The organism is Nocardia arizonensis, from assembly GCF_001310275.1.
GTDB classification, from domain to species: domain Bacteria; phylum Actinomycetota; class Actinomycetes; order Mycobacteriales; family Mycobacteriaceae; genus Nocardia; species Nocardia arizonensis.
Genome location: NZ_LGYZ01000013.1, coordinates 25,264 through 33,248, shown reverse-complemented (window position 1 = coordinate 33,248; position 7,985 = coordinate 25,264). Strand labels below are relative to the sequence as shown.

Here is a 7,985-nt window from a genome sequence, read left to right as displayed (position 1 = left end):
GCAAGTATCGGCCGCTCGGGCGCGAGACCCAAGGGGCCGCGAACCCGCCGCGACGAAGTCGCGGCCAGAGCCCCAGTTCGCGGCCGTCTCGCGTCCGAGTGGTCGAGACGATGCGACGAAGGAGCGAGTATCGGCCGCTCGGGCGCGAGACTCAAGGGGCCGCGAACCCCGCCGTGCCGGAGGCGCGGCCAGAGACACGGCCGCGAACCCGCCGCGACGAAGTCGCGGCCATAGATACAGCTAGTGCAGTTGTCGTGCTGTTGGGGACGTGGGCGTGGTCGCCGGATCGGGGTGGGTTCCGAAGAGTCGGTCGGCGGTGCCGGAACTGGTGACCGTGAACCAGTAGTGCTCGTTCTTGTAGTGGTGGTGGCGGTGGTTCTTCCACACCGCGCGGTACAGCGCCCGCTTCGGTTTGTAGTCGCTGTGGATGAGGTAGTGGGTCCACTCGTAGCCGAGTCCGAGCACGGTCACGGTGAGCAGGAAGGTCAGTCCGAGTCCGATTCGCGGGAAGGCGAATGCCGCGATCACCGGTAGTACCGCGATGATCACCACCAGCGACCGGGTGGGGATGAAGATCAGCGGTATATCGCGCGGATCGCTGTGGTGGGCGCGGTGTTTACGCGCGAGTTCGCTGTCGAGGGTGACCGGTCCGACCCGCTTGGGCCGCCAGTGCAGCACCATCACGTGTACCACCCATTCGAAGACAGGAAAGACGGCGAGCGCGATCAACGGCAGCAGCGCGTCGCTGATCTGCCAGTCGCCGACCGCGATTCGGGCGGCGAGTGTGAGCGCCAGCACCGTCGCGATCATCCACGGGGAGGGATGGCGGCGGAATTCGCGTAGGGCGTCGGTGAGTCCGAATCCGCGGCGTAGCGCGCGGGACGGGGAGTCGTTCGCGGTGATATGGGTGCGTGTCATCGTAGTTCCTTGTCGCGATGGTGATCAGCGTTCGCCGAGCGCTTCGAGCAGCGCGAGGGTGGCCGGTTCCAGCAGGGTGCGCGCGGATTTGGCGGCCTGTCTCGGTTTGCCCGCGAGTATCGCGGCGGCCAGTTCGCGGTATCCCGCGGTATTGCCGACCTCGGCGGACATGATGGGCGCCAGGGCGACGAGCGCGGGCTCGTACGCCGCGCCGAGCATGTTGAACATGAGCCGGAAGACGATGGAATCGGCGGCGTCGATGACGTGATCCCAGAATTCGAGGGCGAGGCGCTGGCGGGCGACGGGATCGGCGTCGGCCGCGAGTGCGTCCAGTATCCGGTCGAATTCGGCGCGTAGGGCGTCGGCGGCGCCGATTCGTTCGGCGGCCAGTTCAGCGACCTTGGGCCCGTTGTGCAGGCGCGCCTCCAGGATGCTGCGCGCGACAGCGGGTTCGAGTGTGCCGTTCCGAATCAGCAACCGCGGCAGTACTTCCAGGCCCGCGCCGCGCCGGTAGTCGAGCACCGTGGTCGCGTCGCCTTGACGGACGGCGACGAGACCGGCGGCTGCCAGCCGTTGCAGCGCCTCGCGTACGGCGGGCCGCGAGACGCCGAGCGCTTCGGCGAGTTGACGTTCACTCGGCAGGGTCGATCCGGGGGTGAGTTCCCCGCTGAGGACTTCGGCGGCGATCTGTTCGAAGACCTCCGCCGATACCGACCGCTTGACCACGGGTTGCAGTGCCATGCCCTCACTGTGCGCCCTGGTGGTCAGTTGGTCAAGTGGTCAGACCAATTCGGATGCCGTCCACGGTCGCCCGCGGCGTGGCAGACTCGAAGGCGGGAGGAGGGAATGGCCATGACGAGACATCACGGCGAGCAACGGTGGATCGCGCACGCGCTGCCGATCCGTACCGGCAAAGTGCTGCTGCTGCACCGCAATCCGCGGGGGGTTATGGGAGATCTATGGGATATCCCGGGTGGTTCGGTCGGCCCGGGGGAGACGCCCGCGCAGGCCGCTCGTCGTGAGGTCGGCGCGGAGACCGGACTCGACGTCCTGGTCGCCGACGAACTCACGCATTTCGTCGACTGCGGCGATATCGACGTCCACACGATCACCTTCGTATGCTTCGAGAACGAAGTCGACCGTGACGTCAGCCTGACGACACCCGAACACTACGAATTCGAGTGGATGACCTACCGTGAGGCGGTGCACGTCCCGCTGGTGTGGCACGTCCGCAAGGCACTCGACAATGCCGAAGCCCTCGGCCTGCTGTCGTGATCTCGGTGCTCGGCGGCGGTCAGGAGGGGTCGGAGCCGCCGATGGCCGCGAGCCATACGGCGCCCGCGGCCGCGACGACCGTCGCGCCGCCGAAGGCCGTGACCCCGCCGTCCATCACGTAGACCCACAACAGGCCGGCGAACGGCGCGGCCACCGTCGACTGGGCGTCGAGCAGCAGGCGGCGGCCGTATGCGGTGGCGGCCGCGGCTTTGACCGCGGCGTCGGGATCGGGCCTGCTCGGATTGTCCAGTAGACGGCCCGGCGGTTCGCAGGTGCGCGCCCGGCCGGATGGGTACAGACGCACACCCTCGGCGCGAATGGCCCGCTCGCCCACCTCGCCGGCGGATTCGACGAGGGTGAGCAGCGCCGGATCGAAATAGACCGGTAGCCAGCGCGTCGCCCGCGAACGCGCCTCGGACGCTTCCGGTTCGGTGATTTCCAACCAGGAGCGGCTGACCAGCCGGTGCTGATTGCGCACCCGCCGGACCAGCACCGTCGCCTCCCCGGCCAGGCCGTTGGGCAGCAGCCCGAGCGCGGTACCGAACCGCAGGCCGCTGTAGCCGAGGATGGCGATCACCACCACGGCGAGCGCCGCGCGCTGGTCCGTATCGGCGAAGGGCGCGATCGCCAGACATACCGCGATCGCGCCCGAGGTCACCGCGACCGGATAGGTCAGCGCCCGGCCCGGTCTGTGGGTCACTTCAGGAAGCCGACCTTGGTGTAGTCGGCCGACTGCAGACCGAACGCGCCCCAGTTCGCCAGATTGTCGCGCTGGGCGACCGTGCCGGGGGACTGGTACAGCGGCAGCGAGAAGCCCTCGGCGAAGATCATCCGGTCGGCTTCGTTCGCCATCCGCATGGCCTTGTCAGCGTCGAGTTCGGAGATGGTCCGTTCGATGAGATCGTTCAACTCCGGCGACCCGATACGCCCGACATTGCCGCGCATGTTGTTCGGATCATAGGTGTAGACCTGCCGCAGCGCGCCCAGTGGGAAGATGCTCATGCCCCACGTGAAGTTCGCGATGTCGAAGTTGCCGGGGAAGATGACATCGGTGAAAAGGCCGTTGCCCGGGTAGCTCTGGATCTGGAGCTCGACGCCGATCCCGGCCAGATTCTGCTGGGCGATCTGCGCCACCTGCGACCACGTCTCCGCCTGGTACATGACATTGCGCAGGACGAGTCTGCGCCCGTCCTTCTCCCGGACCGAGCCGTTGAGTTTCCAGCCGAGCGCGTCGAGTTCGGCGGCCGCGGCGCCGGGATCGAAGGCGACGGCCTGTGCGTTGTCCTGGTAGCCCTTCTGGCCCTGGATGTACAGGTGGTTGTTCAACGCCTCGGGCGCCGCCACGACCCCCGCGAGCAATGCCCTGGCGATGGCCTGGCGGTCGATGCCCTTGGCGATCGCGACGCGCAGCCGCGGATCCTCGAGGATCGACCCGGGCGCGCCGTTGAAGGTCATATGCGTGTAGCTCAGCGCGGGCGCGCGCCGCACCACCAGGCCCGGTGATCCGGTCGCCGCGGTCACCTCGCTGATGCCCGCGATCGGGGCGGAATCGAGTTCGTCGTTCTGCACGGCGGTGAGCCGGGCCGAATCATCGAGCACGCTGAAGGTGACGGATTCCAGTTTCGGAGTCTCGCCCCACCACTTCGGATTGCGGTTGAGCACGATGCGCTGCTGTGCCCGGTCGATGGAGGAGATCACGAAGGGCCCGGCCGAGGCGTGCGGCCCGCCGCGGTCCAGGGATTCGAACGCCTGCGGCGACTCGGTGGTCGACTTCGGGTACAGAGGGTTGAACAGCCCCCGCCATTCGGCGTAGTGCTTGGCCATCGTGACGATCGCCTGCCGGTCGTCGACGCCGCGTTCGACCTTGGCCACGCGGTCGTAGCCCTGGGTGTAGCCGACCTTGTACGCCGGGTCGAGCCCGTTCATGACACCGGCCTGAGCGGCCAGGTCCTCCCAGGTTATGGGCTTTCCGTCGCTCCACACCGCCGCGGGGTTGATGGTGTAGGTGATCTGCTGCGGGTCGGCGCCGGTCAACTGGACGTCGGTGAAGAAGTTGTGGTCGACCACGATGTCACCGGCCGCCGTCGCCTCGGCGGTGCCCGGCATGACCCACGAGGTCACCTCCGAGGCATTACCGTCCGAGTCGACATGCAGGGTGTTGAAGGTCTCCGGGAACGCGTCCAGCGACAGCCGCAGATTGCCGCCGTCGCGGATCTCCTCGCGCTCGCGCGGGTTGATATCGGTGCTCGAGCCGATGGCATTGCTGCCCGATGGCGCCGTCGTGTCGGCCGAACAGCCCGCCACGATCAGCCCGATCGCCAGGACGGGTATCGCCAGGCGTATGCCTGTGCGCGATGAATCGGTCCTCACCGATACTCCTTTCGACGATGCGATGCGCGGTGACGGGCAGGCCCGGTGCGGTTACCGCCCCCGCCTCATTTCAGGAAGCCGATCTTCGTGTAGTCGTAGGAGGCGAGTCCGGCCGCGCCGTAATTGGCCAGATCGGCGCGCACCCCGACGAGTCCGGGCGTCTGGTAGAGCGGCAGCGAATGTCCTTCCGCCCAGACCATACGGTCCACCTCGTTGGCGAGTTCGGTCACCTTCCCCGGATCGAGTTCGGCGGTGGTCCGTTCGATGAGGGCGTTGAGTTCCGGCGACCCGATGCGCCCGTAGTTGCCCTGGATATCGCCCGGGTTGTAGGCGAACTGCTGGGCGAGGTCGTTGATGGCGAAGGCGTCGCCGGACAGCGAGTACTGGGCGAGGTCGAAATCACCCGGCTGGATCACATCGGTGAACAGACCCTGGCCGGGCCGGGTGTCGATGATCAGTTCGACGCCGACCCGGGCCAGATTCTGCTGGATGATCTGCGCGACCTGGACCCAGCCCTGGCTGTTGTACATGACGTCGCGGATGCGCAGTCGCCGCCCGTCCTTCTCGCGCACCTCGCCGTTGAGTTTCCAGCCGAGTTCGTCGAGTTCGCGTGCCGCGGCGGCCGGATCGAAGGCGATGCTGTTGTCCCGGTAGCCCTCTTGGCCCTGGAGATACACGTGGTTGTGCAGCGGCGTCGGATTCTCCACCATGCCGTTGAGGGTCGCGTTCACGATGCCCTGCCGGTCGATGGCGCGCGAGATGGCCACGCGCAGTCGCGCGTCCTCGAGAATCGAACCGGGCGCGCCGTTGAAGCGCAGGTGGGTCCAGAAATTGCTGGCGGCCCGGCGGATCGCGATACCTGGGGTGGTCTTCGCGGTGCGCACGTCATCGATCGAGCCGAGTCCGACCGCGTCGATCTCGTTGTTCTGCAAAGCGGGTACGAAGGCGGAGCTGTCGAGCACGCTGAAGGTGATGGTGTCCAGTTTCGGGGTGTCGCCCCACCATTTCGGATTGCGGGCGAGCACGACGCGCTTCTGCGCGCGGTCGACCGACTGGACGATGAACGGCCCCGCGGTGAGTCCCACGCCGTTGATCAGACCCTTGTTGAACGATTCCGGGGTCGCCGTCACCGATTTCGGATACAGGAACGCCTCGCCCGCGAACTGCCCCTGCCATTCGGAATATGGCTGGGAGAAGGTGATGACGGCCTGCCGGTCGTCGACGCCGCGCGTGACTTCGGCCACCCGATCGAAGCCGAAGGTCATGGCGATGAGGAATTCCTTGTTCGCCCCGCTCATGGCCGCGGCCTGGGATCGCAGATCCTCCCAGGTGATGGGGCTGCCGTCGGACCAAACCGCCTTCGGATTGATGGTGTAGGTGACCTGCTGCGGATCGGTTCCGGTCAACCGGATATCGGTGAAGTAGTCGGTATCGATCGACAGTTTGCCCGCCGCGTCGGTGCGGTACGCGCGCGGCATGGTCGGGCGTTCGATGCCCGCGATCTGGCCGTCGTTGCCGTCGACCGACAGGGTGTTCCAGTTCTCCGGCAGCGCGGTGATGGCGAGGCGGAGATTGCCGCCGTCGCGCAATTCGCCGGTGTCCTTGGGATTGACGTCGTTGGTCGTGCCGAGCGAACCGGTCGCGCCGTCGGAATAGTCTTCCTCGCCCGCGGCGCAGCCGCCGAGTGTCAGCGCGACGGCGAGCACGGCGCCCGCCACGCGCACGGCGCGTACTGTCATTTCAGGAATCCGATCTTGGTGTAGTCGTAGGACGCGAGTCCGGGGGAGCCGATATTCGCGAGATCGGCGCGGACGCCGTAATTGCCCTCGGACTGGGTCAACGGCAGCGAATGCCCTTCGGCGAATACCGCGCGGTCGACCTGATTGGCGAGTTCGATCGCCCGCCGCGGATCGAGTTCGGCGATCGTGCGATCGATGAGGTCGTTGAGCGCGGGCGAACCGATCCGGCCGTAATTGCCCTGGAGATCGGTGGGATCGTAGTAGTAGATCTGGGGGATGCTGCTCAACGGGAAGGCGTCGCCCTGGAAGACGAACTGCGCGGCGTCGAAATCGCCCGGAATGATGACGTCGGTGAAGTAACCCGCGCCGGGTCGGGTGTCGATGGTCAGTTTCACGCCGATGCGCGCCAGATTCTGCTGGACGATCTGCGCGATCTGCACCCAGATCTGATCGTTGTACATGACGTCGCGGATCTCGAGGCGGCGGCCGTCCTTCACCCGCACGTCGCCTTCGAGTTTCCAGCCCAGCGCGTCGAGTTCGCGCGCGGCCCGATCCGGGTCGTAGGACACGGGCGCGGAATTGTCCTGGTAGCCCTCCTGTCCGCGCAGGAAGACGTGATTGTTCAGCGGCTGCGGATTCTCCACCAGACCGTTCTGGATCGCCACGGCGATGCCGCGCCGGTCGATGGCGCCCGCGATCGCCACCCGGACCGCCGGATCGGCCAGGATCGAACCGGGCGCGCCGTTGAAGGTGATGTGGCGCCAGCGATTACCCGGTGCGCGCCGTACCGCCACGCCCTGGGTGGCGCGCACCGACTTCACGTCGTCGGCCGAGGCCAGCGCCACGAGGTCGATCTCGTTGTTCTGCAACGCCCCGACCCACGCCGCGCGGTCGAGCACGCTGAAGGTGATGGTGTCGAGTTTCGGGGTGTCGCCCCACCATTTCGGATTGCGCCCGAGCACGATACGGCCTTGGCCGCGGTCGGTCGACTGGACGACGAACGGACCAGCCGTCGGCCCCATCGCGTCCACCAGGCTCTTGTTGAACGCCTCGGGCGATTCGGTCACCGACTTGGGGAACAGCGAGGCATTGCCCGCGAATTGCCCGCGCCATTCACCGTAGGGCTGCCGGAAGGTGAGCACCGCCTGGCGGTCGTCGACGCCGCGTTCGACCCGGTCGACGAATTCGAATCCGTTGGTGATGGCGATCAGATACCGTTTGTCGCGGCCGGAGAGCGCGTTCGCCTGCGAGGCGATGTCCTCCCAGGTGATCGGCGTCCCGTCGGACCAGGTGGCTTTCGGATTGATGGTGTAGGTGACCTGCTGCGGATCCGCGCCCGTCAGCTGGATATCGGTGAAATAGTTGTGGTCGATCGTCAATTGGCCCGCGGCGTCGACCTGGTAGGCGCGCGGCATGAGCGGGCGCTCGATATCGGCGATCTCCCCGTCGTTGCCGTCGTTCGACAGGGTGTTCCAGTTGGCGGGGTAGCTGGTCGCGGCAAGGCGCAGATTGCCGCCCTCGCGGATCTCGTCGCGGCCGTGCGGGTTGACGTCGCTGGTGCTGCCGAGGCTGTCGGACAGTCCGGCCGCGGAATCGTCTGCGCCCGAACCGCATCCCGGCGCGAGCAGTGCCGCGGTCACCGCGACGGCGGCCAATCCGAGCCGGTTCGAGCGAATCCGCATG

The 7,985-nt window shown here is 67.1% G+C and carries 7 protein-coding genes; 1 reads left to right on the top strand and 6 read right to left on the bottom strand.

Features of this window, described 5'->3' with window-relative positions:
* Positions 1-240: 240 nt before the first annotated feature.
* Together APZ21_RS02570 and APZ21_RS02565 are read right to left on the bottom strand one after the other, a co-directional pair.
* Positions 241-918, bottom strand: a complete 678-nt coding sequence (locus APZ21_RS02570) for a sterol desaturase family protein (RefSeq protein ID WP_054811575.1) — start codon at positions 916-918, stop codon at positions 241-243.
* Between the two features lie 24 nt (positions 919-942).
* Positions 943-1,659, bottom strand: coding sequence for a FadR/GntR family transcriptional regulator (locus tag APZ21_RS02565; protein ID WP_054811574.1), 717 nt, complete (start codon positions 1,657-1,659; stop codon positions 943-945).
* Positions 1,660-1,770: 111 nt separating this feature from the next.
* Between APZ21_RS02565 and APZ21_RS02560 the strand changes: the two genes are divergently transcribed.
* A complete protein-coding gene (locus APZ21_RS02560) occupies positions 1,771-2,193 on the top strand; it encodes an NUDIX hydrolase (protein WP_162240292.1) in 423 nt (140 codons plus the stop codon).
* Between the two features lie 19 nt (positions 2,194-2,212).
* Here the strand turns inward: APZ21_RS02560 and APZ21_RS02555 are convergent, their stop codons facing one another.
* From APZ21_RS02555 to APZ21_RS02540, 4 genes are all read right to left on the bottom strand, one after another.
* A complete protein-coding gene (locus APZ21_RS02555) occupies positions 2,213-2,893 on the bottom strand; it encodes a hypothetical protein (RefSeq protein ID WP_239476461.1) in 681 nt (226 codons plus the stop codon).
* Entirely contained in the window at positions 2,890-4,563 is a 1,674-nt protein-coding gene (locus APZ21_RS02550; RefSeq protein WP_054811572.1) for an ABC transporter family substrate-binding protein, read from the bottom strand. Before APZ21_RS02550 ends, APZ21_RS02555 begins: the two co-directional genes overlap by 4 nt.
* A 65-nt stretch (positions 4,564-4,628) precedes the next feature.
* A complete protein-coding gene (locus APZ21_RS02545) occupies positions 4,629-6,302 on the bottom strand; it encodes an ABC transporter family substrate-binding protein (protein WP_054811571.1) in 1,674 nt (557 codons plus the stop codon).
* Positions 6,299-7,984: an ABC transporter family substrate-binding protein gene (locus APZ21_RS02540; RefSeq protein WP_054811570.1), complete on the bottom strand. Its 1,686-nt coding sequence runs from the start codon at positions 7,982-7,984 to the stop codon at positions 6,299-6,301. The genes APZ21_RS02545 and APZ21_RS02540 overlap by 4 nt, the downstream gene beginning before the upstream one ends.
* Position 7,985: the final 1 nt, after the last annotated feature.

Coding starts and splice junctions, on each gene's coding strand:
- APZ21_RS02570 (WP_054811575.1), bottom strand. CDS start 918: ATGACACGCACCCATATCACCGCGAACGACTCCCCGTCCCGCGCGCTA.
- APZ21_RS02565 (WP_054811574.1), bottom strand. CDS start 1,659: ATGGCACTGCAACCCGTGGTCAAGCGGTCGGTATCGGCGGAGGTCTTC.
- APZ21_RS02560 (WP_162240292.1), top strand. CDS start 1,771: ATGACGAGACATCACGGCGAGCAACGGTGGATCGCGCACGCGCTGCCG.
- APZ21_RS02545 (WP_054811571.1), bottom strand. CDS start 6,302: ATGACAGTACGCGCCGTGCGCGTGGCGGGCGCCGTGCTCGCCGTCGCG.
- APZ21_RS02540 (WP_054811570.1), bottom strand. CDS start 7,984: ATGCGGATTCGCTCGAACCGGCTCGGATTGGCCGCCGTCGCGGTGACC.